The sequence below is a fragment of the Curvibacter microcysteis genome (assembly GCF_028649455.1).
Taxonomy (GTDB): Bacteria; Pseudomonadota; Gammaproteobacteria; order Burkholderiales; family Burkholderiaceae_C; genus Curvibacter; species Curvibacter microcysteis.
In genome coordinates this window covers 18,321-45,105 of sequence record NZ_JAQSIO010000007.1, presented here as the reverse complement: position 1 = coordinate 45,105, position 26,785 = coordinate 18,321, and the positions used below count along the sequence as shown (strand labels likewise).

Annotated in this window: 23 protein-coding genes; 10 read left to right on the top strand and 13 right to left on the bottom strand. The window is 65.9% G+C overall.

Annotated features, from left to right (window positions below; translation table 11 throughout):
- Positions 1–12: 12 nt before the first annotated feature.
- Complete coding sequence (cyaY, locus tag PSQ39_RS16675) at positions 13–345, bottom strand: iron donor protein CyaY (protein ID WP_273927974.1); 333 nt, start codon at positions 343–345, stop codon at positions 13–15.
- 60 nt (positions 346–405) lie between these two features.
- On the opposite strand from cyaY, the gene lptM reads away from it, so the two are divergent.
- From lptM to PSQ39_RS16660, 3 genes are all read left to right on the top strand, one after another.
- Positions 406–669, top strand: coding sequence for an LPS translocon maturation chaperone LptM (gene lptM / locus PSQ39_RS16670; protein ID WP_337961941.1), 264 nt, complete (start codon positions 406–408; stop codon positions 667–669).
- Positions 666–1,946: a diaminopimelate decarboxylase gene (gene lysA / locus PSQ39_RS16665; RefSeq protein ID WP_273927972.1), complete on the top strand. Its 1,281-nt coding sequence runs from the start codon at positions 666–668 to the stop codon at positions 1,944–1,946. Before lptM ends, lysA begins: the two co-directional genes overlap by 4 nt.
- Positions 1,947–2,031: 85 nt before the next feature.
- The gene (locus tag PSQ39_RS16660) at positions 2,032–2,856 is read left to right on the top strand and encodes an oxygen-binding di-iron domain-containing protein (RefSeq protein ID WP_273927971.1); all 825 of its coding nucleotides are present in this window, start codon (positions 2,032–2,034) and stop codon (positions 2,854–2,856) included.
- Between the two features lie 21 nt (positions 2,857–2,877).
- Here the strand turns inward: PSQ39_RS16660 and PSQ39_RS16655 are convergent, their stop codons facing one another.
- The 5 genes from PSQ39_RS16655 to PSQ39_RS16635 form a co-directional block, all read right to left on the bottom strand.
- Positions 2,878–3,546: a protein-methionine-sulfoxide reductase heme-binding subunit MsrQ gene (locus PSQ39_RS16655; protein WP_273927970.1), complete on the bottom strand. Its 669-nt coding sequence runs from the start codon at positions 3,544–3,546 to the stop codon at positions 2,878–2,880.
- Positions 3,546–4,550, bottom strand: a complete 1,005-nt coding sequence (gene msrP / locus PSQ39_RS16650; protein ID WP_273927969.1) for a protein-methionine-sulfoxide reductase catalytic subunit MsrP — start codon at positions 4,548–4,550, stop codon at positions 3,546–3,548. Before msrP ends, PSQ39_RS16655 begins: the two co-directional genes overlap by 1 nt.
- 75 nt (positions 4,551–4,625) lie before the next feature.
- Positions 4,626–5,972: a c-type cytochrome biogenesis protein CcsB gene (ccsB, locus tag PSQ39_RS16645; protein WP_273927968.1), complete on the bottom strand. Its 1,347-nt coding sequence runs from the start codon at positions 5,970–5,972 to the stop codon at positions 4,626–4,628.
- 62 nt (positions 5,973–6,034) lie between these two features.
- Positions 6,035–8,224 (bottom strand): cytochrome c biogenesis protein ResB, encoded by a 2,190-nt coding sequence (locus tag PSQ39_RS16640; RefSeq protein WP_273927967.1) that lies wholly within the window; start codon positions 8,222–8,224, stop codon positions 6,035–6,037.
- A gap of 102 nt (positions 8,225–8,326) precedes the next feature.
- The gene (locus tag PSQ39_RS16635; RefSeq protein ID WP_273927966.1) at positions 8,327–8,965 is read right to left on the bottom strand and encodes a c-type cytochrome; all 639 of its coding nucleotides are present in this window, start codon (positions 8,963–8,965) and stop codon (positions 8,327–8,329) included.
- A gap of 76 nt (positions 8,966–9,041) precedes the next feature.
- Between PSQ39_RS16635 and yihA the strand changes: the two genes are divergently transcribed.
- A complete protein-coding gene (gene yihA / locus PSQ39_RS16630; RefSeq protein ID WP_273927965.1) occupies positions 9,042–9,818 on the top strand; it encodes a ribosome biogenesis GTP-binding protein YihA/YsxC in 777 nt (258 codons plus the stop codon).
- A gap of 78 nt (positions 9,819–9,896) precedes the next feature.
- The gene (locus tag PSQ39_RS16625) at positions 9,897–10,808 is read left to right on the top strand and encodes an alpha/beta fold hydrolase (RefSeq protein ID WP_273927964.1); all 912 of its coding nucleotides are present in this window, start codon (positions 9,897–9,899) and stop codon (positions 10,806–10,808) included.
- On the opposite strand, the gene PSQ39_RS16620 is transcribed toward PSQ39_RS16625, so the two are convergent.
- Together PSQ39_RS16620 and PSQ39_RS16615 are read right to left on the bottom strand one after the other, a co-directional pair.
- Positions 10,802–11,668 carry an LpxL/LpxP family acyltransferase gene (locus tag PSQ39_RS16620; protein WP_273927963.1) on the bottom strand — a complete coding sequence of 289 codons (867 nt, stop codon included), beginning with the start codon at positions 11,666–11,668 and terminating at the stop codon, positions 10,802–10,804. The two genes, PSQ39_RS16625 and PSQ39_RS16620, sit on opposite strands and share 7 nt — an antisense overlap.
- Positions 11,669–11,670: 2 nt before the next feature.
- Positions 11,671–12,501 (bottom strand): lysophospholipid acyltransferase family protein, encoded by an 831-nt coding sequence (locus PSQ39_RS16615; protein WP_273927962.1) that lies wholly within the window; start codon positions 12,499–12,501, stop codon positions 11,671–11,673.
- 138 nt (positions 12,502–12,639) lie between these two features.
- Here PSQ39_RS16615 and metK point away from each other — a divergent pair, with 138 nt between their 5' ends.
- Together metK and PSQ39_RS16605 are read left to right on the top strand one after the other, a co-directional pair.
- Positions 12,640–13,821 (top strand): methionine adenosyltransferase, encoded by a 1,182-nt coding sequence (metK, locus tag PSQ39_RS16610; protein ID WP_273927961.1) that lies wholly within the window; start codon positions 12,640–12,642, stop codon positions 13,819–13,821.
- 357 nt (positions 13,822–14,178) lie between these two features.
- Positions 14,179–15,840, top strand: a complete 1,662-nt coding sequence (locus PSQ39_RS16605) for a glycosyltransferase family 39 protein (protein ID WP_273927960.1) — start codon at positions 14,179–14,181, stop codon at positions 15,838–15,840.
- Here PSQ39_RS16605 and asd read toward each other — a convergent pair.
- A complete protein-coding gene (gene asd / locus PSQ39_RS16600) occupies positions 15,765–16,691 on the bottom strand; it encodes an archaetidylserine decarboxylase (protein ID WP_273927959.1) in 927 nt (308 codons plus the stop codon). The two genes, PSQ39_RS16605 and asd, sit on opposite strands and share 76 nt — an antisense overlap.
- 58 nt (positions 16,692–16,749) lie before the next feature.
- Between asd and PSQ39_RS16595 the strand changes: the two genes are divergently transcribed.
- Positions 16,750–18,399 carry an aminotransferase class III-fold pyridoxal phosphate-dependent enzyme gene (locus PSQ39_RS16595; RefSeq protein WP_273927958.1) on the top strand — a complete coding sequence of 550 codons (1,650 nt, stop codon included), beginning with the start codon at positions 16,750–16,752 and terminating at the stop codon, positions 18,397–18,399.
- Positions 18,400–18,405: 6 nt separating this feature from the next.
- On the opposite strand, the gene PSQ39_RS16590 is transcribed toward PSQ39_RS16595, so the two are convergent.
- The gene (locus PSQ39_RS16590) at positions 18,406–19,014 is read right to left on the bottom strand and encodes a hypothetical protein (RefSeq protein ID WP_273927957.1); all 609 of its coding nucleotides are present in this window, start codon (positions 19,012–19,014) and stop codon (positions 18,406–18,408) included.
- A gap of 153 nt (positions 19,015–19,167) precedes the next feature.
- Here PSQ39_RS16590 and PSQ39_RS16585 point away from each other — a divergent pair, with 153 nt between their 5' ends.
- On the top strand, positions 19,168–20,424 hold the full coding sequence (locus PSQ39_RS16585; protein WP_273927956.1) for a glycosyltransferase family 4 protein: 1,257 nt from the start codon (positions 19,168–19,170) through the stop codon (positions 20,422–20,424).
- 17 nt (positions 20,425–20,441) lie between these two features.
- On the opposite strand, the gene lplT is transcribed toward PSQ39_RS16585, so the two are convergent.
- From lplT to PSQ39_RS16570, 3 genes are all read right to left on the bottom strand, one after another.
- The gene (lplT, locus tag PSQ39_RS16580; protein ID WP_273927955.1) at positions 20,442–21,683 is read right to left on the bottom strand and encodes a lysophospholipid transporter LplT; all 1,242 of its coding nucleotides are present in this window, start codon (positions 21,681–21,683) and stop codon (positions 20,442–20,444) included.
- A 118-nt stretch (positions 21,684–21,801) separates the two neighbouring features.
- On the bottom strand, positions 21,802–23,133 hold the full coding sequence (gene gudD, locus PSQ39_RS16575; protein WP_273927954.1) for a glucarate dehydratase: 1,332 nt from the start codon (positions 23,131–23,133) through the stop codon (positions 21,802–21,804).
- Between the two features lie 95 nt (positions 23,134–23,228).
- Entirely contained in the window at positions 23,229–24,275 is a 1,047-nt protein-coding gene (locus PSQ39_RS16570) for a LacI family DNA-binding transcriptional regulator (protein WP_273927953.1), read from the bottom strand.
- 208 nt (positions 24,276–24,483) lie between these two features.
- Here PSQ39_RS16570 and PSQ39_RS16565 point away from each other — a divergent pair, with 208 nt between their 5' ends.
- A complete protein-coding gene (locus PSQ39_RS16565; protein ID WP_273927952.1) occupies positions 24,484–26,760 on the top strand; it encodes a putative bifunctional diguanylate cyclase/phosphodiesterase in 2,277 nt (758 codons plus the stop codon).
- Positions 26,761–26,785 lie beyond the last annotated feature (25 nt).

Sequence of the window (26,785 nt, the reverse complement as noted above, 5' to 3'; positions counted from 1 at the left end):
GGGCCGCCTGCTTCAGCGGGCCGCGAAACGCAGGGCCTGACCGGCTTGGGCGCTGGCGTCTTGGGTCAACTGTTCAAAAAACAGGGTGGGGCTCTTGGTGTCGCGCCAAGCGCCATCCACCCAGCGGTAGTGGTAGCCACCAGAGCGCGTCGCCAGCCAGACCTCGTGCAGCGGCTTTTGCAGGTTGATGACGATCTGGCTGCGGCTTGGAAAGCTCATCGTGATCATGCCGCCACTGCGCTGGGCGTCGATGTCGGCCTCGGTCGTGTCATTGATGGCATCGCAGGTCAATTCAACCGCTTTGAGCAGGGCTTCTGCGTGGTCCATGAATTCGAGGTCGGTCATTACTACAATTCGTTGATGTTGAGTCGAATCCAAATTCTAGTCAGGCCGATTGCCCTTACCGTGCTGACGGGTGCTCTGGGCCTGGTTCTGAGCGCCTGCGGGCAACGCGGCCCGCTGGTGTTTCCGCAAGAGCCTGCGGCCCAAGGGCGCGCCACCCTGCCCCAGACCCTGACGCCTGATTCACTGCGGCCGCAACGCAGTGCGCCCAACCCGGCCGCCAAGAACACCCCACCCGCGCCAACGACGCCGACCACCAACAGCCCCGCCTCGTATCCCGCCGACATCGCGCCGGCCCCATCCTCCCCCGCTGCCTCCACCCCATGACCCAAGCCCTGCTGCCCGGCCACCCTCACGTCCTGTACCGCGACGACCAACTGTTTGTCGATCAGGTGCCCGCTGCCCAACTGGCCGAGCAATTCGGCACGCCTTTGTTCGTCTACTCCAAGGCGGCCATGCTGGACGCGCTGGCCGCTTACCAGCGTGGCTTTGCCGGTCGCCGGGCCCAGATTTGCTACGCCATGAAGGCCAACTCCTCTTTGGCCATCCTGCAGGTCTTTGCCCAGGCCGGCTGTGGCTTTGACATTGTTTCGGCTGGCGAGCTGGCCCGCGTGCAGGCCGCTGGTGGCGACCTCAGCAAGGTGATCTTCTCCGGAGTGGGCAAGACCCGCGCAGAGATGCGCCAGGCGCTGCAGCTCGGCATTGGCTGCTTCAACGTCGAGAGCGAGTCCGAACTCGAGGTGCTCAACGAAGTGGCCCTGAGCCTGCAGGTCCAGGCCCCGGTCAGCATCCGCGTCAACCCCAACGTGGACCCCAAGACCCACCCCTACATCTCCACGGGCCTCAAGGGCAACAAGTTCGGCGTGGCTCATGACCGCGCAGTCCAGACCTACCAGCGTGCGGCTGGCCTGCCGGGCCTGCGCGTGGTGGGCATTGATTGCCACATCGGCTCGCAAATCACCCAGGTCGACCCCTACCTGGATGCCATGGACCGCATCCTGGACCTGGTCGAGGCGATCGAACAGGCCGGCGTGCCCATCCACCACATCGATTTTGGCGGTGGCCTGGGCATCAACTACAACGGCGACACGCCGCCCGAAGCCGATGCGCTGTGGGCACGCCTGCTGGCCAAGCTGGATGCGCGCGGCTTTGGCCAGCGCCAACTGATGATCGAGCCCGGCCGCTCCCTGGTGGGCAATGCCGGCATCTGCCTGACCGAGGTGCTCTACCTCAAGCCAGGCGAGCAAAAGAACTTCTGCATCGTCGACGCCGCCATGAACGACCTGCCCCGCCCCGCCATGTACGAAGCCTTCCATGGCATCGTGCCGGTGCAGGCCAGCCGCGCGCAAGCCACGCTGTACGACGTGGTGGGCCCGGTGTGTGAAAGCGGTGACTGGATCGGCCGGGAGCGCGCCCTGGCGGTGCAGCCTGGCGATCAACTGGCCGTGCTCTCGGCCGGCGCCTACTGCATGAGCATGTCCAGCAACTACAACACCCGGGGTCGCCTGGCAGAGGTGCTGGTCGACGAGGCCGGCGCCCACCTGATTCGCCGCCGCGAAACCGCGCAGGACACGTTCGCCCTGGAAAACCTGCTGCCCGCCTGAGGGTTGTTGACCTGAATCAAGGCCCTGCGCGCCAGGGCCTCTAGAGTGCCGGCTTTGCCATGGCTTTTTCAAGCTGGGAGGGCACATGCCGATCGAACTCTACCGTGATGCAGACCATGCCTGCTTCATGTTCACCGACCTCATTGAAGAAGGCGGCCAGGCCGTCCAGGCCAACCAATTCCTGATCGTGGACGATGGCACGGGGGCCATCATCGACCCGGGGGGCAACTTGGCTTTCAACGAGCTGTTCCTGGGCATGTCCAAGCACTTTCCGCCCAGCAAGCTCAGCTACTTGCTGGCCTCCCATGCCGACCCCGACATCATCGCCTCGCTGGACCGCTGGATGACCTCCACCCGGGCCAAGCTGGTGATCTCCCGCATCTGGGAGCGCTTTGCGCCGCATTTCGCCAAGGTCGGCAAGACCGAGGACCGCGTGATTGGCGTGCCCGACGCGGGCGGCAAATTGCGCGTGGGCCGCCACGACCTGTGGCTGCTGCCCGCGCACTTCATGCACTCCGAGGGGAATTTCCAGTTCTACGACCCGGTCAGCCGCATTCTGTTCACTGGGGATTTGGGCGTGTCCATGACCACCGGTGCGCAGGCACAAAAGCAGGTCACGGATCTCACCCCCCACATCCCGCTGATGGAGGGCTTTCACCGGCGCTACATGGTGTCCAACAAGGTCTTGCGCCTGTGGGTGCGCATGGCGCGCCAGCTCGACATCGCCATGTTGGTGCCCCAGCACGGCGCCCCGATCGTGGGGGACAAGGCCATCCAGCAGTTCTTTGACTGGCTGGACTCGCTGATGTGCGGCATCGACTTGTTTGACGACCGCGCCTACCAACTCCCCACCCTGCAGATCGACCCGCAGCGCGGTGCACAGCCTGCCCTGCGCGCCGTGGGCCGCTGAACGGACACGCTCACCGCCCGTTCAGGGCCGTCGCACCGCGCGCTGCAAGCGCCAGCCCAGCAAGGCCGCGATGATCAGGCCGTAGACCGCCACCTCGGTGAAGTTGTGCTTGCCCGCGCGCATCCAGAAAAAATGCAGCAGGCCCAGCAACACCACGCCGTACACCAAGCGATGCAGGCGCTGCCAGTTCTTGCCCCCCACCGCTTTGATGGCGCGGTTGAAGGAGGTCAATGCCAGCGGCAGCATCAGCAGCCAAGCACTGAAGCCCACCAGGATGAAGGGGCGTTTGCCTATGTCCATGGCGATGTCTGCCAAGTCCAAGCCCATGTCGAACGCGGCATAGCACAGCAGGTGCAAACCGGCGTAGAAGTAGGCCGCCAGGCCGAGCAATCGCCGCACCCGCGCCAGCGCAGGCAGGCCCAGGCTGACGCGCAAGGGGGTGACCGCCAAGGTCAGACACAGGGCACGCAGGGTCCAGTCACCGGTACTGCGAATCAAGGCCTCAGCCGGGTTGGCACCCAGGGTGTCAAACACCACCCCCGCCAACAGCCAAGCCAGCGGCAGCAGGCACAGCAAGGTCTGCACCCAAGGCCGCCAGGGGGACAGCAGCGCACGCTGCAAGCCCGCTTTGACACCCGCCCATGCCCCCCCGGTCGGATGCGCCCCGGCGGGCGCTGCAGGCCGGCTCATCAGTAGAACTTCTTCAAGTCCATGCCGGCGTAGAGCGAGGCCACCTGGGCCTCATAGCCGTTGAACTTCAGGGTCTTGCGCTTCTTGGCGAACAAGCCGTCCTCGCCAATGCGGCGCTCGGTGGCCTGGCTCCAACGGGGGTGGTCCACCTCGGGGTTCACGTTGGAGTAAAAACCGTACTCGTTGGCCGCGGCCTTGTTCCAGGCCGTGCCCGGCTCCTTGTCGGTGAAGCGGATGCGCACCAGGCTCTTGGCGCTCTTGAAGCCGTATTTCCAGGGCACCACCAAGCGCACCGGGGCACCGTTCTGGTTGGGCAGCACCTCGCCGTACATGCCAAAGGCCAGCAGGGTCAAGGGGTGCATCGCTTCATCCAGACGCAGCCCTTCGACATAGGGCCAGTCCAGCACGCGCGAACCCACAAACGGCATGGTCTTGGGGTCGGCCAGGGTGTGGAATTCAACGTACTTGGCGCTGCCCAGCGGCTCCACGCGGCGAATCAAATCGGCCAGCGAGTAGCCCACCCACGGAATCACCATGGACCAACCTTCCACGCAGCGCAGGCGGTAGACGCGCTCCTCCATGGGGCTGAGCTTGAGCAGGTCTTCCAGCGCCAGCTTGCCTGGCTTTTTGACCAGGCCATCGATCTCCACCGCCCAGGGGCTGGTCTTGAGTGTGTGGGCGTTTCGCGCCGGGTCGGCCTTGTCGGTGCCGAACTCGTAGAAGTTGTTGTAGCCCGCCGCATCCTTGTACTCGGTGAGCTTGTCCATGGACACCGCCCCCGCCACGGCGGAACGGCCACCCGCCAAGGTGGCCAGCTTGCCCGGCTTGGCATAGGGCGCTTGCTGCGCCAGCGCATCGCGCGCGGCCCAAGCCCCCAGGGTGGTGCCAGCGCCCGTCAGCGCCAGCTGCTGCAGCCAACGGCGGCGCCCAGCGTAAACCTCAGGCGGGGTGATTTCGCTGGGCAGGGGTGTCGCCAGCGACGGGTCTCGGGTGTGAATCAGCATGAAAGCTCCTTATCGTGGACATGGGTCGCAGCACGCGCCCGATTCTTTCAAGGATTCGAAAATTTCACAGGAGTTTCACAATGTCCCGTAGCTGTGCAGGCCACTCAAGAACATGTTGACACCGATGAACGCAAAGGTCGTGACCGCCAAACCAGCCAGCGCCCACCAGGCCGACAGCGTGCCGCGCAAGCCCTTCATGAGGCGCATGTGCAGCCAGGCCGCGTAGTTGAGCCAGACGATCAGGGCCCAGGTTTCCTTCGGGTCCCAGCTCCAGTAGCCACCCCAAGCTTCCGCCGCCCACAGCGCACCCAGCACCGTGGCGATGGTGAAGAAGGCGAAACCCACCGCGATGGACTTGTACATCACATCGTCCAGCACTTCGAGGCTGGGCAGGCGGCTGGCGATGCGCCGGCGCGCCCACAGAATGCCGCCCACGATCAGGGCAGAAATACCGAAGTACACCACCCAGTAGCTGCCACCGGCCTCGCTGCTGCTGCGGCGAAAGACGATGGGCTCAAAGCACAGCACGATGCCCAGCAGCCACAGCGGCGCCAGCTTGTACCAGCGGGCCTCATCGGCCTGTTGCTTGATCAGGTAGGCAAAAGCCACCATGGCTGACAGCGCGAAGGTGCCGTATCCAATGAAATTGGCCGGCACATGCAGCTTCATCCACCAGCTCTTGAGGGCCGGCACCAGGGGCTGAATCTCATGCGCCTCGCGCACCACGGTGTACCAGAGCAAAAAGCCGACCGCCGCGCTGACCACCAGCATCACAAACGCGCCCAGCGAACGGGTCTTGTACTGCGCCTCAAAGTACAGGTAGAAAACCGTGGTGATCCAGCAAAACAGCACGAACACTTCATACAGGTTGCTGACGGGGATGTGGCCGATGTCAGCGCCCAGCAGGTAGCTTTCGTACCAGCGCACCATGGTGCCCGTGAGCGCCATCACCACCGAGGCCCAGGCCAGGCGCGAGCCGGTGAGCTCCATGGTGGCCCCGTGCTGGCCACCGATCAGACCCAGCCAGTAAAACGCAGTGCTCATGAACACCAGCATGCACATCCACAAAATGGCCGACTGGCTGGACAAAAAGTATTTCAGCCAAAACACACTGTCCGCGCGCGCCAGCGTGGGCGCCTCGCCACCCCCTTGATAGGACGAGATGGCCAACAACGACAAACCCGCCACCCCCACCATCAGCCACGCCATGGGTCGCCACAACCAGCCCAGCCAGATCGCCGCCGGCACGGTGGCCAGCAGGATGCCGGTCTCATAGACATCGAGACTTTGGCCATAGCGCGCCAACACGGTCACGCCAGACAGCAGGACCAAGGCTGCAAACAGCCAGTCCAGCCAGGAACGGCGGGAGAAAAACCCCTCGCTGAGGGTGATGGTGGTCGTGGGGCTGGAAGCTGTGTTCATGGGGTCCACTCGGGGCTGGTCGTGATGGGGTGCGGGCGCTGTCGGCTCAACAATCAAAAAGCTCAGGGGGCACGGGGTGGCGTCGCTGGCAAGGGCTCCGTGGGGGCCAGGCCCAGCAGCTTGTCCTTCAACCGGTCAAACTCACGGTCGCCGTCCAGGGTCTTGCGGTTGGTCGACAACGCCAGCGTGGCCCAACTGCCCTCGCCCTGCGGACGCACCCAGACCCACACCCGGCGCTCGCGGATGTAGAGCATGGCAAAGACGCCCAGAATCAACAAGGCGCAGCCCAAATAAACAATGCTCTTGCCAGGGGCACGCGCTACCTGGAACACGCTGGCTTGCACCTGGGTGAAGTCCTTCAACATGAACACCATGGGCACCGGGTAGGCCTGGGCATCGCTGAGCGAGAGCACGGCCTGGGTCATGTAGGCCTGGGCTTTTTCATCGCTGGGCAGGGGTTTGAGGCCGGCCTGCTCTCGCGCCACTTGGTTGAGCTGGAACAGCACGCCATTCAGGATGCGGATCAGGACCTCACCCGCACGCGGGCGCTCCGCCTCGGGCACCTGGGCTTCGATGAAATCAGCCACCGCCTGCAAACCCGAAGAGGGACGCTGGCCCTCCCTGGTGGCGGGCGTGGCACCGGCAAACAAATCCAGCGCCCGGCCGGCAGAGGCCCGCAATTGCTCGGCCAACTCAGGACGCGATGCATCCAGGGCCAGATTCACGTACCGACGCACGGCCTGCTCACGCAACGCGGGCTGGCCCAGCGCGGCCCGAAGACGGATGAAGCCGTCGAGTCCGCCTTGCTCATCCACCGGCAGGCGCAGGTAGCGGAAGGGGTCGCCGGGGTTCTCGCGCAAGCCCAGCAACATGACGGGCACGCCGCCGTCGCCCATGTCGACAGGCAGCATGTAGTTGTGAAACTCACGCGCCTGGCCCGCCTCGTCGCGCAGCTTGTAGGTGACGCTGGGGCCAATGTTGCGCAGTTCTTTCTTGGTTTGCGTCTTGTTGGCCGCGCCCAGGCGCGATTCGACCGAATCCCGCAGGTCGACCTTGCGCACATCCACCGCCGAGCCCGAGCCGCCTGGGTTGCCGGAGAAGTTCTCCACATTGATGAGCCGCAGCGCCGTGAACTCCAGGCTGACCGGGGCCCCACCCTGTTCGCGCGTGAGCGGCGTAGCGCCGCCCACCACGCCCTTGACCTCAAAACGCCCCCCCAGCTGGCTCAGCGGCGTGGCCTGCAAGGTGACTTGGGAGCCGCCGTCATCAAAGCTGGATTGGTAGATCTCGATGCCACCGTAATTGACGGGGTGATTGACCTCCACCCGGGCTGGGGTCTGCGCGCCCGTGACTTTGTCGTGGATCACGATCTCACTGGCAAACAGCTTGGGCATGCCCGTCGAATAGTGCTCGACGATGAACTTCTTGAGTTCAACCGCAAAGGGCAACTCTTGCAGCAAGACGCCCTCGGACTGGTTGAGGATGGCGGTGCTGGACTGGGTCCCCTCGGCCACCATCAGGTTGCCGCGGAATGTGGGGTTGCGCACGCTCAGCCGGTGCTGCTCAGGCACGTCGGCAATCAGCCCCGCGCCGGTGTAAGGCACCTTGCCGTTGAACCAAGTCTGGGCGCGGACGATGAGGTCACCGTCGAGCAAGCCCCCCAGGCAGACCAGCACGATGGCCGAATGGGCCGCGATGTAGCCCAATTTGTTGGCCGCGCCCGTTTTGGCGGCCACCATCCAGCCCGCGCCAAGGGGCGTTTCGCGCTGCTGCAAGCGCACCTTCCAACCACCTTGCACCAAGCCCGCGCCCAAGCGACGGGCCACGGCTTCCGGCCCATCGCTGAAGCCGGCCTCGGCGTGCTGGCCGAAGGCTTTGAGGCTGGATTCGCGGATGTTTTCTTTGAATGTTTTGAGATCGATCAGGATTTTGGGTGTGTTTCGCGCCACACACAGCGAGGTGCTGAGCACCAAAAAGCCCAGGATCAGCAAAAACCACCAGGCGCTGTAGACCGAATAGAGGTGCAAAGCGCCAAAAAGCTGGGCCCAGAAGGGCCCAAACTGGTTCACGTAATTGACCGCCGGTTGGTTCTGCTGCAAGACCGTGCCGATCACCGAAGCGATGCAGATCACCGTCAACAGCGAGATGGCAAAGCGCATCGAGGCCAGCAAATCAAGCAAGGCCTGCAGGCGAGCCGCCCCCGGGACCGGTGGAGCGGCGCGGGACGCGGGATCAGTGGCGGAGGAAGACATGTCGAGGGGACTCTGACAAAAGAAAAAGGGCGGGCCCCGCACGAGGCCCGCCCTGCTTAGGGGGTGACAAAGGGGATTGGTTCAACGAACCATGACCCTCTTTCAGTGCAGGCCGGCGATGTAGTCGGACACAGCCTTGATTTCGCGGTCGTTGAGCTTGGCGGCCACACCGGTCATTTGCAGGCTGTTCTTGCGAACGCCGTCACGGAAGGCCGTCAGCTGTGCGGCCGTGTAGTCGGCATGTTGACCGCTCAGGCGGGGGTACTGCGACGGAATGCCGGCGCCGGTGGGGCTGTGGCAGCCCGCGCAAGCGGCGATCTGGCGGTCGGCAATGCCACCGCGGTAGATGCGCTCGCCCAGGGCGACCAGCTCTTTGTCCTTGGCGAAACCGGGCTTTTGCTTCTTGGAAGCCAGCCAGTAAGAGATGTTCTTCATGTCTTCGTCGCTCAGCGCGGCGGACATGCCGGTCATGACGGCGTTGGCGCGCTTGCCAGACTTGAACTCTTGCAATTGCTTGACCAGGTACTCGGGGTGTTGCTGGGCCAGCTTGGGGTAAGCCGGGGAACCCGCATTTCCGTCGGCGCCGTGGCAAGCCGCGCAAGCCGCGAAGCTGGCTTCGCCCTTGACCAAGTCAGGCTTGGCCACCTTGGGGGCCTCGGCAGGCTTTTCTGAAGCAGAGAAAGCCGGGAAAGCGGGGGCTGCCAGGAAGGCAGCGGTCAGCAGGGTGGCAAGCAACTTCATATCGAGGGGTCAATGATGTTTAGGGGCGCAAAACCACTCGATTCTACAATGACGCTTCAGGAATACTTCTACTTTGATGACAAACCACTCCACTCCAGCCTCAGGCCGCGCCGTTCCTCCCTCTGCGCCGTCTGCTGCCGGCGCCCAAGCGGACGCCAAAACGGCGCTCGGCTGGATGCACACCGCCCGTTTTCTGACCACCGCCGCGCAGTTGCACCACCTGCCGCCGATGGATCTGCCAGAAATCGCTTTCGTGGGCCGCTCCAACGCCGGCAAATCCACCTGCATCAACACGCTGACCCAGCAAAAGCAGCTGGCCTTTGCGTCCAAAAAGCCTGGCCGCACCCAACACATCAACTTGTTCTCGCTGGGTCGGCAAAACACCACCGACGCGGTGCTGGCCGACTTGCCTGGCTACGGCTATGCCGCCGTGCCCAAGGACGACAAGATCCGCTGGCAGCGCGTGATGGCCAATTACCTCGTCACGCGGGAAAACCTCACCGGCGTGGTGATGATGTGTGACCCGCGCCTGGGCCTGACCGAGTTGGACGAAACCCTGCTCGAAGTCATTCGCCCCCGCGTCGAACAAGGCTTGAAGTTCCTGGTCCTGCTGACCAAGGCGGACAAGCTCACCCGCTCCGAAGGCGCCAAGGCCCTGTCGATTGCGCGACTGAACGCCGGCGGTGGTGAGGTCAAACTCTTCTCCGCACTCAAACGCATCGGCATTGAGGACACGGCCCAACTGCTCTGGCAATGGGCCCACCCGCCCCAAGCCGAGGCTGCACCGGACGCACTGGGCAGCGACAGCGCCACCCCCAGCGACGCCGCTGCCGAGCCGCCTGAGGCCGACTGAACGCAGGGCCCGGGCCCAGGTTGACGCCAGCGCAGGGGTGCCACACCACGCCCCAACACCGCAGGAGACACCCACGCCATGGTCCACAGCTACCGCCAACCCCTGCCCCACGGCATCACGCTGAGCTGCCGCAGCACCGGACAAGCCGGTCGACCAGTCTTGCTCTTCGTGCACGGGTTCCCAGAGGCCGCCTTTGTGTGGGACGGCTTGATGGCGCATTTTTCGCGCCCTGAAAACGGTGGCTGGCGTTGTGTCGCCCCCAATTTGCGCGGTTTTGAGGCGTCCAGCAGCCCTTCGGAAGTGGCCGCCTACCGCGCCAAACACCTGGTGCAGGACTTGGCTGCGCTGATCGAGATCGAGTCCCCCGGCGCCCCGCTGGGCGCCCTGATCGCCCACGACTGGGGCGGCGCTGTGGCCTGGAACCTAGCCAACCAACAGCCCGCCCTGATGCAGCGGCTGGTGATTCTGAACTCCCCCCACCCCGGCACTTTTCTGCGCGAACTGCAGCACAGCCGCGCCCAACAAGACGCCAGCGCCTACATGAACTTCTTGGTGCGCCCTGACGCCGAGGCCTTGCTGGCCGAGAACGACTTCGCGCGCCTGTGGGGATTTTTCAAGCACTTCGGTGGTTCGGCCCAGCCCGACTGGCTGACGCCGGAGGTGCAAGACCAGTACCGGGCTGTGTGGCGCCAGGGTCTGCAAGGCGGCTGCCATTACTACCGCGCCTCACCCCTGCGCCCCGCCGACGAGCACCAGGCGGGCGCCGCAGCCATCGAACTGCCCGACGCCATGCTGCAGATTGCAGCGCCGACCCTGGTGCTGTGGGGCCTGGGTGACCACGCCTTGCTCCCGGGCTTGCTGGACGGTCTGGATCGCTGGGTGCCGACACTCACGGTGCAGCGCCACCCCAGCGCCAGCCACTGGATCGTGCACGAGGACCCCAGCTGGGTGGCTGGCCAGATCCAGGCCTTTTTGAGCCCGGATCAGTAAACCGAGGGCTCGCCCGGCGGGCGGGTCTTGAAGCGCTTGTGCACCCAGTAATACTGGTCTGGCATGGTGTTGATCCAGGCCTGCAAACGCTGGTTCATCAAGGCCGTGTCGGCCTCCACGTCCTCGGTGGGGAAACCGGTCCAGGCGGGCATGACCTCGACCTCGTAACCCGTGGGCGTGATGCGCGACACCACGGGCACCACCTTGGCCCGCCCCAGGCGCGCAAAGCGCGACAAGCTGGGCACGGTGGCCGCCAAGTGGCCATAAAAAGGCACAAAAATCGACTCTTCCGGTCCGAAATTCATGTCGGGCAGCAGGTACAGCGCGCCGCCCTGGCGCAGGTTGCTGAGGATGGGTTTGACACCGTTGGATCGGTTCAACATGGTGACCTCGCCAAAGCGCGAGCGTCCCGCCTTCATCCAGGCGTCCACAGCCGGGCTGGGTTGGGGGGTGAAGATCGAGGTGAAGACCCGGTTCACATTCATCGACAAGGCCATGCCCCCGGCCTCCAGGCCAAAAAAGTGGGGCGAAAAAATGATTGTTGGCGTGCTGCCTTCGAACTCCTGCCACGACCCCACCAACTGGATGCGTCGCGCCAACACCTCGCGCGGTGCATGCCACAGCCAGCCGCGGTCCAGCCAGGACTGGGCAAAGTGCACAAAGGCGCGCCGGCCCCATTGCCGCCGCTGGGCCGCGCTGGCCTCAGGGAAGCACAGGCGCAGATTGACCTCCACCACACGCCGGCGCGGCACCGCCAACGCATACAAAACCCAACCCAAGACCACGCCCAAGCCGCGCACCCAGGACAGGGGCAACCAGGCCATGACGCGCATGAAGGCAATGCCGATTCGACTCCACATGCTCACAACTCTCCACGCGGCGCCTTGTAGCGCGCATAACCCCAAAGGTACTGGGCCGGGCAAGCCCGGATCAACTGCTCCATCTCGGCATTGAGCTGAGCCAAGGCCGTGTCCATGTCGGCCGACAAAGGCTCACGCATCTCACGCACATGGACGGCCACGCCACGGCCCCAGGACAGGCGCTCACTCCAGGCCAGCAGCACCGTGGCCCCCGTCTGCTGCACCAGGCGTACAGCCAGGGTCATGGTGTAGGCCGGTCGCCCAAAAAAAGGCGCCCACGCCCCCATGCCTTCGGGCGGCACCTGGTCCGGCAACAAACCCACGGCTCGGCCCTGGCGCAAGGCTTTGATCAACTGCCGGACCCCGGCCATGGTGGTGGGCACAGCCTGCAGGCCTGGGCGCTCGCGCACCGAGGCCATGGCGCGCGCCAGCCAGGCTTGGCGCGCAGGTCGGTAAAGGATCGTCATCGGCCCCTGCCGATCGCTGTAGTCGGCGGCCAGGGCTTGGGGGGACAGCTCGAAGCAGCCCATGTGCGGGGTCAAAAAGACAATGCCTCGGCCCGCATCAAACGCACGTTGGATGCACCCTTGGTCGTCCCAGCGAAAAGGCAGCGGCCGGCCCAGCCACAGGCGCGGCAGCTCACCGACCATGCAACCGGCGTGGCCCACAGCCGCCGCGATTTGCGCGCGGGTGCACCCCGCCAGGCCAGCGTTCTCCAGAAAGCGACGGCGGTAGGTGGGCGAGGCCAGAAAGGCCAGCCAGCCCAGCCACCATCCGATGATCTGGAGCAAACCCAAGGGGAACAGGGACAAAGCCCTGAGCAAGAGGCGCATGAAGTGGTTAAAATTAAAAAGGTCGCCGAGTTAACTGAGCAACTTGCAGGGCGACTTTAAACAAAACTGCTAAAGCGTTCGCCAAAGCTCCCGAGCCCTAGGCAACGCCCCAGTAGCTATCACGAGGAGTTTATTCAAATGGCGAACGATTTTCTTTTCACCTCCGAATCCGTTTCGGAAGGCCACCCCGACAAAGTAGCAGACCAGATCTCGGATGCGATCCTGGACGCCATCTTCAAGCAAGACCCGCTGAGCCGCGTCGCCGCAGAAACCCTGACCAACACCGGCCTGGTCGTGTTGGCCGGTGAAATCACCACCAACGCCCACGTGGACTACATCCAGGTGGCGCGCGACACCATCAAGCGCATTGGCTACGACAACACCGAGTACGGCATCGACTACAAGGGCTGCGCCGTGCTGGTCGCGTACGACAAGCAAAGCAACGACATCGCCCAAGGCGTGGACCACGCTTCGGACGACCACCTGAACACCGGCGCCGGTGACCAAGGCCTGATGTTCGGTTACGCCTGCGACGAAACGCCTGAGCTGATGCCCGCGCCGATCTACTACGCACACCGCCTGGTGGAGCGCCAAGCCCAGCTGCGCAAGGACGGCCGCCTGCCCTTCCTGCGCCCGGACGCCAAGAGCCAGGTCACCATGCGATACGTGGACGGCAAGCCGCACAGCATCGACACCGTCGTGCTGTCGACCCAGCACAGCCCCGATCAAAGCGAAACCGCCAAGAAGATGAAGGCCAGCTTCACTGAAGCCATCATCGAAGAAATCATCAAGCCGGTGCTGCCCAAGGAATGGCTGCAGGACACCAAGTACCTGATCAACCCGACGGGCCGTTTTGTGATTGGCGGCCCGCAAGGGGATTGCGGCCTGACCGGCCGCAAGATCATCGTCGACACCTACGGCGGCGCCTGCCCGCACGGTGGTGGCGCGTTCTCGGGCAAGGACCCGACGAAGGTGGACCGCTCGGCTGCTTACGCTGCCCGTTATGTGGCCAAGAACATCGTGGCCGCTGGCCTGGCCAAGCAGTGCCAGATCCAGGTCGCTTACGCCATTGGCGTGGCCCGTCCCATGAACGTGACGGTCTACACCGAAGGCACGGGCGTGATCCCGGACGATCAAATCGCCAAGCTGGTCAACGAGCACTTCGACCTGCGCCCCAAGGGCATCATCCAGATGCTGGACCTGCTGCGCCCGATCTACGAAAAGACCGCCGCCTATGGCCACTTCGGCCGCGAAGAGCCCGAGTTCACTTGGGAGCGTACCGACAAGGCGGCCGCCTTGCGGGCAGCTGCCGGGCTGTAATTTCAGCCCACGCGCCGGCCCAGGGGGGAGCCTGTCCCCCCCCAAGCAGGTGGCTCCAGCCCACCTGCTTCTTCTCAGAAGGCTTGCGCCTCTTCGCAAGCCTCTGCCCCCGCAGGCCAACGCTCAGCTGAATTTTGTCAGCCATGCGACAATCCCGGCCGTCCGGAATACGAAGCGAACCGTTCAATCTGAATGATCGGCTTCCGCTCCTCGCGACCCCCTCGCCTGCCGCCTCCTCGCAGCGACCTGCCAGCCCAGTCGATGCAGCGCCCCGCACAGGCCTCACCGACCCCTTTACTGCATTTCACTGTGTCCGTTTCAGCCCCTTCTGCCCGCGCCAGCGTTTCCGCGTCATCCATGACGGGGCGCTTGATCGTGGCCTATTGCATCACCTGGGCCCTGGTGCACTGGTTCGCTTACCCGAACCTGGACCCCTACAACGACATGCTGGAGAACTTTGCCTGGGCGCAGACCTTCGAGTGGGGCACGTTCAAGCACCCGCCAGTGTTTGTCTGGGTGGTGCAGGGGTGGTTTGCGGTGATGCCCCACAACGCCTTGGCCTACAAGCTGCTCTCCTACCTGAATGTGGCGGTGGGCCTGTGGGGGGTGGCACAGCTGGCACGGCAACTGGGCTTGGGCCGCTACGCCCCAGCGGCCGTGCTGCTGCTGATGTGGACCCTGCCCTACACCACGTTGGCCGCCAAGTTCAATGCCAACGCCATCCTGTTGTCGGTGTGGCCTTGGACGGCCGTGGCCTGGCTGGCCAGCCTGCGCCAGACCGGACGCCCTGGCCTGGTGGCCTCGCTGTGGCTGGGCGGGTTGGGGGCGGTCTGCCTGCTCAGCAAGTACTACAGCGGTGTGTTTTTGCTGGCCTTGTTTTTGGCCGCGCTGTTGCGGCGCGATGGCTTGCAGTGGTTTCGCAGCCCCCGCCCCTACCTGGCCTTGCTGACCCTGTTCGTGGGTCTGTTGCCCCATGCTTGGTGGCTGTGGCACAACGACTTCCCCACCTTGCGCTACGCCATGGACCAAGGCGCCGGCCACATGGACTGGCGCGCCATCCTGCACTTTGCCATCACCCCGCTCACCTTTGGTCTCGTGGCCTGGATCAGCGTCGTCCTGGTGTTCACCTGGCAAGCCACGGGCGCCGTCCCGGGTCGATCTGGGCTACAGCGCCTGGGCTCGGGCCTGGTGCAGTGGCCGCGTCTGGCCTTGCTCAGCTGGCGACCACAAAGCTGGGATGACACCTTGTTCTGGCTCGCCATGCTGCCCGGCGGCCTGACCTTGCTGGCCGGGCTGGGCGAGCTGGCCGAACTGTCCAGCCCCTGGGCCATCCCGACGATTTTTGCCCTGCCTCTGCTTTGGTTGCGCAACCTGAGCCTGGCGACGGCGCCGCGCGCGGTGCGCCCAGCGCCAGCCGACGCCGGCGCCCGCCCGGCACCGGTGACCGCGCGCAGCCTGGGCGCGCTGGAATCCGCCGCCTGGCCCGTGCTGGTCGGGGTGGTGCTGGTGGGCCTGGCGCTGACGGTGGAGCAAGCCTACAAAGGCCGGCGCAGTTACTACGAAGCCAATGAGCCCGCCGCCGAATTGATGGCGGCCGACTGGCAGCGACGCCACCCCGACGTGCCGCTGGGCTGGACGGGGGGCGAATGGGCGGAGAACGCCATGATCGCGTTCTTCGTCTCCGACCGGGTGCGTGCCCTGCCTGGCATGCCCAATGAATGGCCCACCACGCTGGCCCCCCACCCCAACTGGGTGAACGAGGGTGGCCTGCTGATTTGCCCTCGCGGCCCCGTCAAAGGCCCCCAGCTGTACGAGGCGAGCAACTGCGAGGTGGACGCCCAGGAATGGCTGGAGCGCGCCGGCTTGCCCATCCAACCGCGCTGGGTGAGGGCCGCGCGCAGCGGCTGGCGCTTCCCTCAGCCCATGGAATTTGCCTGGGTGGTCTATGACGTGCTGCCGGGCGCTGCCACCACGCAGTTGTCCAGCTTGTCGCCGCGCGGCAAACGCATCAAGGGCTGACCCGCGCGCAGGCGCTGGCCGGGCGCAATGCCCTCGCACAGCGCAAAGCCCGGCGGGGCAAACACGATGATGGTGGAGCCGTGCTGGAACCAGCCCAGCTCCTGCCCTTTGTGCATCGGCGCGTCGCAGGGCAACTCATGCGGTCCCGGGTAACGCCCATGCAGCAACAGATCCAAAAAATGCAGGCGCAGGCTGGCCACCAAGATCGCCGCCACCGGCACCAGGGCAATGGGGTGGCCCCCGAGGTCCAGGCGCGCGTGCAGGGCGGCGCGTTCGTTGCGGCAAAACAGGCGCTCGACGCGCTTCAAGGCAATGGGGTTGACGTTCCAGGTGTCGCCAGCCAGGTGGGTCACATGCTGCAAGCGGCCGTCGTGCGGCGCGTGGAAGCGGTGGTACATGGCCGAGGTCAGGCGCAGCGTCACATAGGTGCCATTTCGAAACGGTGCCGCCCGCTCGGCGCTGCCAAACAGGTCTTCCACCCGGTACGGAAAGCCTTTGGCCTGAAACACCTCCAGACCCTGTGCGCTGCCACAGGCGCCAACGATGCCGTCGCAGGGGCTGGCCAGCACCTGCGGGTCGGGGTCAAAGGGGCGCGCGCCGGGGCGCAGCTCGCGCGTGAAACAGTCGTGCAGGCTGTCGAAGTGCGTCTTCTTGGCTTCACGGAGGTCCAACTCGGTGAACAAGCGCCAGACCCGGATCGAGGCCGCGCTCACCCAGGGCTGGCGAATTTGGCTGAACCAGCCCATGAAGCGGGTCAAGGCCAGGCGCGGCACGCGGTTGGTGAGCAAGAAATTGAGGTCTTCCTGCTGCAGCAGGCGGTCGCGCAAGTCGCGTAAATCGAGGCGTTTCATCAAGGTGTCAATCAGGCAAGTTACAGATGAGGTTTCCAATCACCAGACACCTCATCACATGGACGAAACACTGGCTCTCTGGACCCTGGGGGGCGCCGCCCTGGCGGCCGCTGTGCCCCGCTTGATGCGCCGCTTGGCGCTGTCGCGCGCCAAGCACCCGTCGTTGGGCGGTCACTCGCGCATGGCCAAACGCGTGGCCTCGTGGCTGCCCGGCTATGCCTACGACGAGGCGCGATTCTTCTCGGCCGATGGGGCACCGCCCGAACTGGCCGAGCGCCGGCGTCAGGCCTTGCATCGGCTGGGCCAGACCCTGGTGCAGCGCTGTCCCCAGACCCTGGCACTGACCGCCCAGGCGCGCGAAGGCCTGCCCGATCTGCAGTTCACCGGCGCCTACCGGGTGCCCTTTCAATTCAGCCCCTTGCTGCGCCAGCACCTGCAAGTCGGCGCCTTCCTGGAAGCGGCCGACGGCGTGTGCCTGAGCGACCTGGACGGCAACCGCTACTTCGACCTGACGGGCTCTTACGGCGTCAATGTGTTTGGCGTGGACGTGTACCGCCAGTGCATCGCAGAAGGCAGTGCCCGTGTGCAGACCATGGGGCCCGTGCTGGCGGGCCTGCACCCCTGCGTGGCTTCGAATGTGCAGCGCTTGCAGCGCTGGTCGGGGCTGGACCAGGTGTCGTTCCACATGTCGGGCACCGAAGCCGTCATGCAGGCCGTGCGCCTGGCCCGCTACCACACCGGCAAGCGCCACCTGGTGCGCTTTTGCGGGGCTTACCACGGCTGGTGGGAGGACGTGCAGCCCGGCCCCGGCAACCCGCTGCCACCGCGCGAAACCTACACCTTGCGCGACATGCACGAGAACAGCCTGCAGGTGCTGCGCACGCGCCGCGACATCGCTTGTGTGCTGATCAACCCGCTGCAGGCCCTGCACCCGAACAAGGCGGCGCCCGGCGACTCGACCCTGGTGGACAGCTCGCGCCAGGCCGGCTTTGACCGCGCGGCCTACACCGCCTGGCTGCAGCAGCTGCGCGAGGTCTGCACCGAGCGGGGCATCGTGCTGATCTTTGACGAGGTCTTTGTGGGCTTTCGCCTGGCGCCGGGCGGCGCCCAGGCGTACTTTGGTGTCCAAGCCGACATGGTCACCTACGGCAAGACCCTGGGCGGCGGCTTGCCGGTGGGCGTGGTCTGCGGCCGAAGCGAGCTGATGAAGCGCTACCGAGAGGACCGGCCCGCCGACCTGTGTTTTGCGCGCGGCACCTTCAATTCGCACCCCTATGTGATGGGGGCCATGCAGGCATTTTTGGACTACCTCGAAACCCCCGAGGCCCAGTTGATGTACCTGGACCTGGACACGCGCCAGAACCAGCGCGCCGCCCGGCTCAACCAGCGGCTGCGGGACGCGGGCCTGCCGGTGCAAGTGGCCAACCTGTCCAGCATCTGGACGGTGAACTACACCCAGCCCTCGCGCTACAACTGGATGCTTCAGTTCTACCTGCGTGAACAAGGCCTGGCGCTGAGCTGGGTGGGCACGGGGCGCCTGATCTTCAGCCTGAACTACACCGAAGCCGACTTCGAAGAGGTCTGCCAGCGCTTTGTGGCGGCGGCCCAGGCCATGGCGGCCGACGGCTGGTGGTGGCAGGATGCGGCGCTGACCAACCGAGGGATCAAGCGCAGCATCCTGCGGGAGATGCTGGCGCACCGGCGCTGATCCGGCTCAGTGCTCGCGAGCGTGGACCATGGGGTCCACCAGCTCGCCGCGCAGCAGGTACAGCGGCGCCTTGTGGTACAGGATGACGTCGTGGAACGGGTCGGTGATGATCTTGCACATCCAGACCAGCCCGGTCTGCACCCCTTGCAAAAAGAACAGGTGCACGGTGCGGAACAGCAAGCCACCCACACCCACCACCAGCCAGGCCCAGCCCACCTGGTGCCAGAAAGCGCTCATGGAGTCCGCGGGCGCGATCAGGCCGCCCAAGCTGGGGCTGAACCACAGCGCCACGGGCGCGGCGACCCACAAGGCCATCAACACCACCTTGCGGCGCAGGTTGTAGCCCACCTTGATGGCCTCTTTGTGTTCGTGCGTGGCCTGGTTGACCTCGTCGTAGCCACGGGGCTCAAAGAAGAAATGGCCGGACTGCCGCGCCACCATGGACACCCCCCAAGCCAGCAAGGCGGCCGCGGGGGGATCGATGAACAGCAGGCCGTAGGCCACGAGGAAACTCAGCGCGCTGATCAGGTGCAGGGACTGATTGATGCGGCTGTGGTGGTAGTAGCGGTGGTCATCCCAACGCTGGGTTTTCAGGGCGCTCAGAAAATCTTTCACCTTCACTCCTTGCAACGGAACAAGCCGGGCGGGCCGGCGAACAGGGCACGACCCGGCTCAGCGGGTGCGTGACCAAATGGTGACGCGCCAATATGAAAACCCAGTGACGTGCGTTGTCACGCAACGGTTGCAATCGCGCCCCACCATGGCGCCATGACTGGCCTCCAATCCCCCCCCATCGTGGTCGACGACTTTCCGGCCCAGCGCCGCTCGCTGCGCGTTGCCGTGGTCACCGAAACCTACCCCCCAGAGGTCAACGGCGTGGCGCGCACCATCGCCTGCGTGGTGGAGGGGCTGCGCGAGCGTCAGCATGAAATCCAGCTGATCCGGCCCCAGCAAACCGCGGCGGAATCCCGCGGCGAACAGGCCAGCGACGACCTGCGCTTTCATGAGGTGCTGATGCGGGGTCTGCCCATCCCGCGCTACCCGCACCTGCGCATGGGGCTGACCTCCAAGAAAACACTGCTGAGCCTGTGGGCGCGGCGCCGTCCCGACGTGGTGCACATCGCCACCGAAGGCCCCATGGGCTGGTCGGCCTTGCAAGCAGCGGTGCAGCTCAAGCTGCCGGTGTGCTCGGACTTCCGCACCAACTTCCACGCCTACAGCCAGCACTACGGCATGGGCTGGCTGCACAAGCCCATCATGGCCTACCTGCGCAAGTTCCATAACCTGACCCAATGCACCATGACGCCGGACCCTGGCCTGCGCGACCAACTCAGCGCCTGCGGCTTTCGGGATGTGGTGCTGGTGTCACGCGGCGTGGACACCCAGCTGTTCGACCCGGCCAAGCGCAGCGAGGCCTTGCGCCAGTCCTGGGGGCTGGCGCCCGATGAGCTGGCCGTGCTGCATGTGGGCCGTCTGGCCCCGGAAAAAAACCTGGGCGCCCTGCTGATGGCTTTTGAGGCCATCCGCCGCGTGAGCCCGCGCGCACGCCTGGTGATGGTGGGCGACGGCCCCTCGCGCAAGGAAATGCAGGCCCGCTGCCCCGACGCCATCCTGGCCGGCATGCGCCATGGCGAGTCCCTGACCCAGCACTACGCCAGCGGGGATTTGTTTGTCTTCCCCAGCCTGACCGAGACCTTTGGCAACGTGACCCTGGAAGCCCTGGCCAGCGGCCTGCCCGTGCTGGCCTACGACTACGCAGCCGCCGGCCAATGGGTGCAGGACGGCCGCACCGGCGGCCTCGCGCCACTGGGTGACCTGGCCGCCCTGGTCAGCCGCGCCAGTGCGCTGGCGGCGGACCTGCCAGCCCTGCGGGCCATGCGCGGGCCCGCACGCGAGACGGCCCTGCGTGCCGGCTGGAGCCAAGTCATCGATGCCATCGAGACCATCTACCAAGGCCTGGACCCGCACCTGGCCACCACCCAGCCGCGCAACACGCCGGCCAGCCGCACCCGGCTGGCCACCTAAGGCCCGGCGGCATCCAGTCAAGCCGGTGCCCAGCGGCGTCCGGCCCGCGCCCACAAGGCGGTCATGCACAGCGAAATGGCCAGACCAAAACCAGCCATCAGCGGCAGCACGGGCAGTTCCCAGGCCAGCAGGCCGGCATAGGCCGCCAACATCAACAAGATGCTGAGGTTTTCGTTGTAGCCCTGCACGGCGATCGATCGCCCTGCCGTCAGCAGCGCGTGGCCACGGTGCTGCAGCAAGGCGTTCATGGGCACCACCAGCAATCCGCCCACGGCGCCCACCAAGGCCAGCAAGCCCAAGGCCACGCCAAACTGGTCGGTGCAGGCGATGAGCGCGATCAAGCCCCCGAGCACGATGCCCAAGGGCAGCACGCGGCGCGCCTGGTGCAAGGCAATTCGGTGGCCGGCCAGGCCCGCGCCCAACACCACGCCCACCGCCACCACGGCCTGCAAATAGGCCGCCTGGCTCAGGGGCAGGGCCAGGGCCTCCTGGGCCCAACGCAGCACCGCAAACTGCAAAGTGGCCCCCACGCCCCAGAACAAGGTGGTCACGGCCAACGACAGGCCGCCTTCGGGGTCTCGCCACAGCAGCCGGTTGCTGTGCACGAAATCGCGCAGCAAAGCCACAGGGTGAATCGAGCGCCGCGCATAGCGCGCGCCGCTGTCGGGCACGCCGCACTGCAAGGCCGCCGCCACGCCATACACCGCCCACAGCAGCAGCAAAGACAGGCTCAGCGCCGACTCAAAAGGCAGGCCCAGCCCGCGCAGGCTGTCGCGCACCGCCTGGGCCCAGGCCGCGTCACACCACATGGGGCTGACGAGCAAGCCGCCCCCCACGGCGCCCAGCAGGGCGGCGCAGACAATGGAAATCTCGATCCAGCTGTTGGCCAGGACCAGTTTGGGCCCGGGCACCAGCTCGGTCACCAGACCGTATTTGGCCGGGGCGTAGCCTGCCGCCCCCAGGCCCACCACGGCAAACGCCAGCAGCGGATGCACGCCCATCAACAAGCCCAGCACGCCCAAGAGTTTGAGGGCGTTCATCCAGGCCATGAGCCGGGCCTTGGGCATGGCGTCGGCCAGGGGCCCCGCCACGGGCGCCAGCAACACATAGGACAGGGTGAAGGCGAACTTCAGCAAAGGCGCCCACCAGGCTGGCCAGCCCTGCTCTTGCAGCAAAGCCATGGTGACCAGAAGCAAGGCGTTGTCGGCCCAGGCCGAGGTGAATTGGGCGGCCATCAAGAGCGAGAAACCGGTGGGCATGGGACGGCCGGGGCACGGCAAAAAAAACGGACGAGGCCCCATTGGGAGCGTCGTCCGTGTCGGCCTCATGACCGTGCCATGACGGTCAGGGCCCTGGGCCGGGCCGTGCTGTGCGCGCTCAGCGATCCAGTGCCGGGCGCTTGGGGTTGAACTGCCAGCCCGGGATCAGGTACTGCATGGCCATGGCGTCATCGCGCGAGCCCAGCCCATGCTGCAGGTAGAGCTGGTGGGCTTTTTCCACTTCGACCATGTCCAATTCCACTCCCAGGCCTGGCTTCTTGGGCACTTGCACATGGCCGTTGACGATTTGCAGCGGGTCCTTGGTCAGGCGCTGGCCGTCCTGCCAGATCCAGTGCGTGTCGATGGCCGTGACCTTGCCCGGGGCGGCGGCGCCCACATGGGTGAACATGGCCAGGGACACGTCGAAGTGGTTGTTCGAGTGCGAGCCCCAGGTGAGCCCCCAGTCGCGGCAGGTCTGGGCCACACGCACCGAGCCGGCCATGGTCCAGAAGTGCGGGTCGGCCAGCGGGATGTCGACCGACTGCAGCGCCAGGGCATGGCTCATTTGGCGCCAGTCGGTGGCGATCATGTTGGTGGCCGTGGGCAGCCCGGTGGCGCGGCGGAACTCGGCCATCACTTCGCGACCCGAGAAGCCGTCTTCGGCACCGCAGGGGTCTTCGGCATAGGCCACCACCCCACGCAGGTCGCGCATCAGGCGCACCGCGTCTTTGAGCAGCCAGCCACCGTTCGGGTCCAGCGTGACGCGGGCCTGCGGAAAGCGCTCGTGCAAGGCCTGCACGGCCTCGATCTCGGCCTCGCCGCGCAGCACACCGCCCTTGAGCTTGAAGTCGTTGAAGCCATACCGTTCGCGCGCTGCCTCGGCCAGGCGCACGATGGCCTCGGGCGTCAAAGCGGCCTCGTGGCGCAGGCGCGACCAAGCGTTGTCGGCGTCCGGCTCGCTGGCATAGGGCAGGTCGGTCTGGCGGCGCTCGCCCACGTAGAACAGGTAGCCCAGCATCTCCACCGAGTCACGCTGCTGGCCTTCGCCCAACAAGGCGGCCACCGGCACTTCGAGGAACTGGCCCAGCAAGTCCAGCAAGGCCGACTCGATGGCGGTCACCGCGTGGATGGTGGTGCGCAGGTCGAAGGTCTGCAGACCCCGGCCGCCCGTGTCGCGGTCCGCAAACTGCTGCTGCACCTGCTGCAGGATGCGCTGGTGCGAGCCCAGCGGTTGGCCCAGCACCAGGGGACGTGCGTCTTCCAGGGTCTGGCGGATCTTCTCGCCACCAGGCACCTCGCCCACGCCCGTGCGGCCGGCGCTGTCGGTCAGCAGCAGCAGGTTGCGCGTGAAAAAGGGGCCGTGAGCGCCACTCAGGTTGAGCAGCATGCTGTCTCGGCCGGCAACGGGAATCACGCGCAGTTCGGTGATGACGGGGGTGGAATAGGCCATGGGTGTCTCGTCTCTCAAATCTGGAACAGGTCAAATGGTAGCGCTACCAAATCACGCTGTCAAACCCGGCACACCCTGCTGACGCGGCCAGCGCCTCAGGTGCTGCCGCGTTCGATCAAAGAAAAGCCCAAGTCCACCACCCGCTCGGGGATGTCGCGCCCCTCAGCCCGGTCGACCACAAACTGTGCGGCCTGGCGGCCCATGGCCTGGCCGTCAATGCGCACCGAGCTCAAGGCGGGGTTCAGGTCGGCGGCAAAGTCCTGGTCGCCAAAGCCCACCACCGCCAACGCGGCGGGCACGGCCAGGCCGCGCGCCTGGGCCTCGGTCAGCACGCCCAAGGCCAGCAAGTCGGAGCTGCAAAACACCGCCTCCACGGCAGGGCCTGACTCGCACAGCTGGCACAAGGCTTGGCGGCCACGCTTGAGGGTGGTGGGCGCGGGCACGCGGATCACCCGCACAGCGGGCAGGCCAGCCTCGGCCGCGGCCTGGCAAAAAGCGCGCTCCCGGCGACGCGAACGCTCGTCATCACCGGCCACGACGGCCAATTGGCGCCGACCACGCTGCACCAAAAACTGGGCCACCGCGTGGCCCACATCGGCATGCGAAAAACCCACCAGCAAGTCCAGCGGCGCCGGTGTCAGGTCCCAGGTTTCCACCACCGGGATGCCGCTGGCCAACAGAAGGCGACGCGCTTCGGGCGAACGCTCCACGCCCGTGAGCACAATGCCATCCGGACGGCGACCAATGATGGCGTCGAGCAAAGCGTCCTCGCGCGAGTCGACGTAGCCGCTTTGCCCCAGCATGAGCTGGTAACCACGCTCGGCCAAAGCCTCGGTCAAGGCCTGCAGCATGGGCCCGAACACCGGCCCTGACAGGGTGGGGACCACCGCCGCCACCAAGCGGCTGCGTGCGGAGGCCAGGGCGCCGGCCTGGTGGTTGCGCACATAACCCAAAGCGGCGACCGCCTCCGTCACGCGCTGCCGCACCTCGGGGGACACCTGCTCGGGGGTGTTCAAGGCGCGCGAGGCCGTGATGGGGGCCACCGCCGCCAGGCGTGCCACGTCGTGCAGGGTCACCGCCCCGCTGCCTCGGCGGGCGCGCTTGGGGGCTGGAGCGGGGTTCGGGGGTGCAGTCGTGGCCATGGCGTGATTCTAGGAGCCTGCCACCCAAGCCAAAACGCACCAAATCAATGCATTAAGCACCAAAAGTGCCGCCCAGAATGCACCAAAACAATTCACCAGGCTGACAAGCGGCCCTTGGTGCACTGGGCTGGGGCAGGACCGAGCGCTTGAAATTTATCAATTTGAACTATCGGCATGAAACCTGCTCAACTCTGGCCCGCCTGATGCCATGAAGAAGTCGAACCCGCCTCGCCTCACCAGCTCTCGCTCCCCCACGCTGGTGTCAGGGGAGGCTGCGCCGTGGGCGCATGACGCCGCCCTGGAAGAGGCGGCCGGCTTTGGCCTTTGGCAGTACGACGTGCCCAGCGGACGGCTGAGCCTCAGCGCCATGGCGGCGCGCTATCTGGACGTGCCGGAAGGCCCCGCAAAAAGCCTGGATGAGCAACTGGTGCATGTGGTGGCGGGTGACCTGGCGCAGCTGCTGCCCTGCAGCAAGGTCTTGCCCAGCACGCCGGTGCAGGCCGAGTTGCGGGTGATCAGCGAAACCCAGGGCATGCGCTGGCTGCGCTGGGCCACCCTGCCCCTCGACCCAGGCACCCCAGGCCAGCTGCGCGGGGTGGTGCAGGACATCACCGAACTCAAACACGCCCAGGTGCGCGAGCGCCTGGGCTTCGAGCTGACCGAGTTTTTGATCGGCTCCCACTCCTTGGGCAGCGCCATCCTCAGCGTGATCCAGTTGGTCTGCCGCAACCTGGGTTGGGAATGGGGGGCCTACTGGGCACTGGAGCCCGGCAGCGAGGGCGAGCCCCAGCTGGCCTGCCACCAGTTCTGGCACCACCCCGAGCACGACATGCAGGCCTTCACCCAGGCCAGTCAAGCCCTGAAGATGCACCCTGGCGAAGGCCTGGTGGGCCAAGTGTGGCAAAGCGGCCAAGGCCGCTGGATCGACGACATGGCGGGCGACCCGCGCTTTTTGCGCCGCGCCAGCGCGCGGGAAAACCGGCTCTGGTCCGGCTATGTGTTCCCCGTCACCTATGTCACGGGCGATGGCTCGGAGCACCGCCCCGGGGTGCTGGAGTTCTTCAGCAGCCTGTCGCGCCAGCCTGACGCCCTGCTGCCCAAACTGGCGACCACCATCGGCGCCCTGCTGGCCCAGACCGCCCAAAAGCTGGAGCAACAAGCCACCGTGCTGCTGCTGTCCCAAGTGGACGGACTGACGGGCCTGACCAACCGGCGCCACTTTTACGAGGTGCTGGGCGCCACCTGCCGCCATGCCGAGGCGCAAGGCCAGGGCTTTGCGCTGATGTTCATCGACCTGGACCGTTTCAAGCCCATCAACGACGCCTTCGGTCACGACGCTGGCAACACGGTGCTGCGTGAGTTTGGGCACCGACTGCAGCAACTGGCCCCGGTCGGCGCCGTGGCGGGGCGCCTGGGGGGAGACGAATTTGCCCTGCTGCTGCCTGCAGCCCCCAGCCAGCATTACGCCGAAGTGGCCGAACTGGTGCGGCAGGCCGCGCGTCGGCCCATGCTGCACGAGGGCGTGGAACTGAGCCTGACCGCCAGCGTCGGCATCAGTCTGTTCCCAGAGAACGGCAGCACACCGCCCGAGTTGCTGCGCAGCGCGGACGCGGCCATGTACCGCATCAAGCAAAACGGCCGCGATGGTTGCGACTTCTTCTCTGAAGCCAACCCGCACGCCCTGGCCGAGCAGCAAACCCATTTGATGCAACGCCTGCAAATGGCCCAGGACCTGCACCAGGCGCTGCGGCGCCAGGAGCTGTTCTTGGTGTACCAGCCGATCTTTGACCTGGCGCACGGCGGCGCGCACGCCATTGAGGCTTTGATCCGCTGGCGCCGCCCCGACGGTCAACTGGTGCCACCCGATGTGTTCATCGCCCTGGCCGAGGAAACCCACCTCATCGTGCAGATTGGCCAATGGGTGGTGGCCCAGGCCTGCCGCGACCTGGCCAGCCTGTGCGCGGCCGGCCTGCCGGATCTGAAAGTGCACGTCAACATGGCCGCGCCCGAGTTCACCCGCGAAGCCTTGCCTCAAGAGCTGACGACCCTGGTCCAAGCCCACGGCCTGCGCCCGGAGCAGCTCTCGCTGGAACTGACCGAGAGCCTGCTGATGAAGCAACCCGAACAGGTCATGGCCGTGATGGCCCGGCTGCGCCAGCGCGGCTTTGACATCAGCCTGGACGACTTTGGCAAAGGGCACTCGGCCCTGTCCCTGCTCAAAGACCTGCCGATTTCCACCCTGAAGATCGACCGCGCCTTTGTGCGCGGCCTGGGCCAGCGGGACAGCGAGCGCGCGATCCTGGCCACCATCATGGACCTGGGGCGCCACCTGGGCTTGCAGGTCATCACCGAAGGCGTGGAGACCGACACCCAGTTGGCCTGCGTCCGCGGCTGTGGCGGTCAACTGATCCAGGGCTTCTTGCTCAGCCGGCCGCTGCCACTGGACGCGCTGCGCCAGCGCTTGCTGCCCGACGCTGCGGGGTGAGCCCCCCACCGCGAAGGACGCTGGC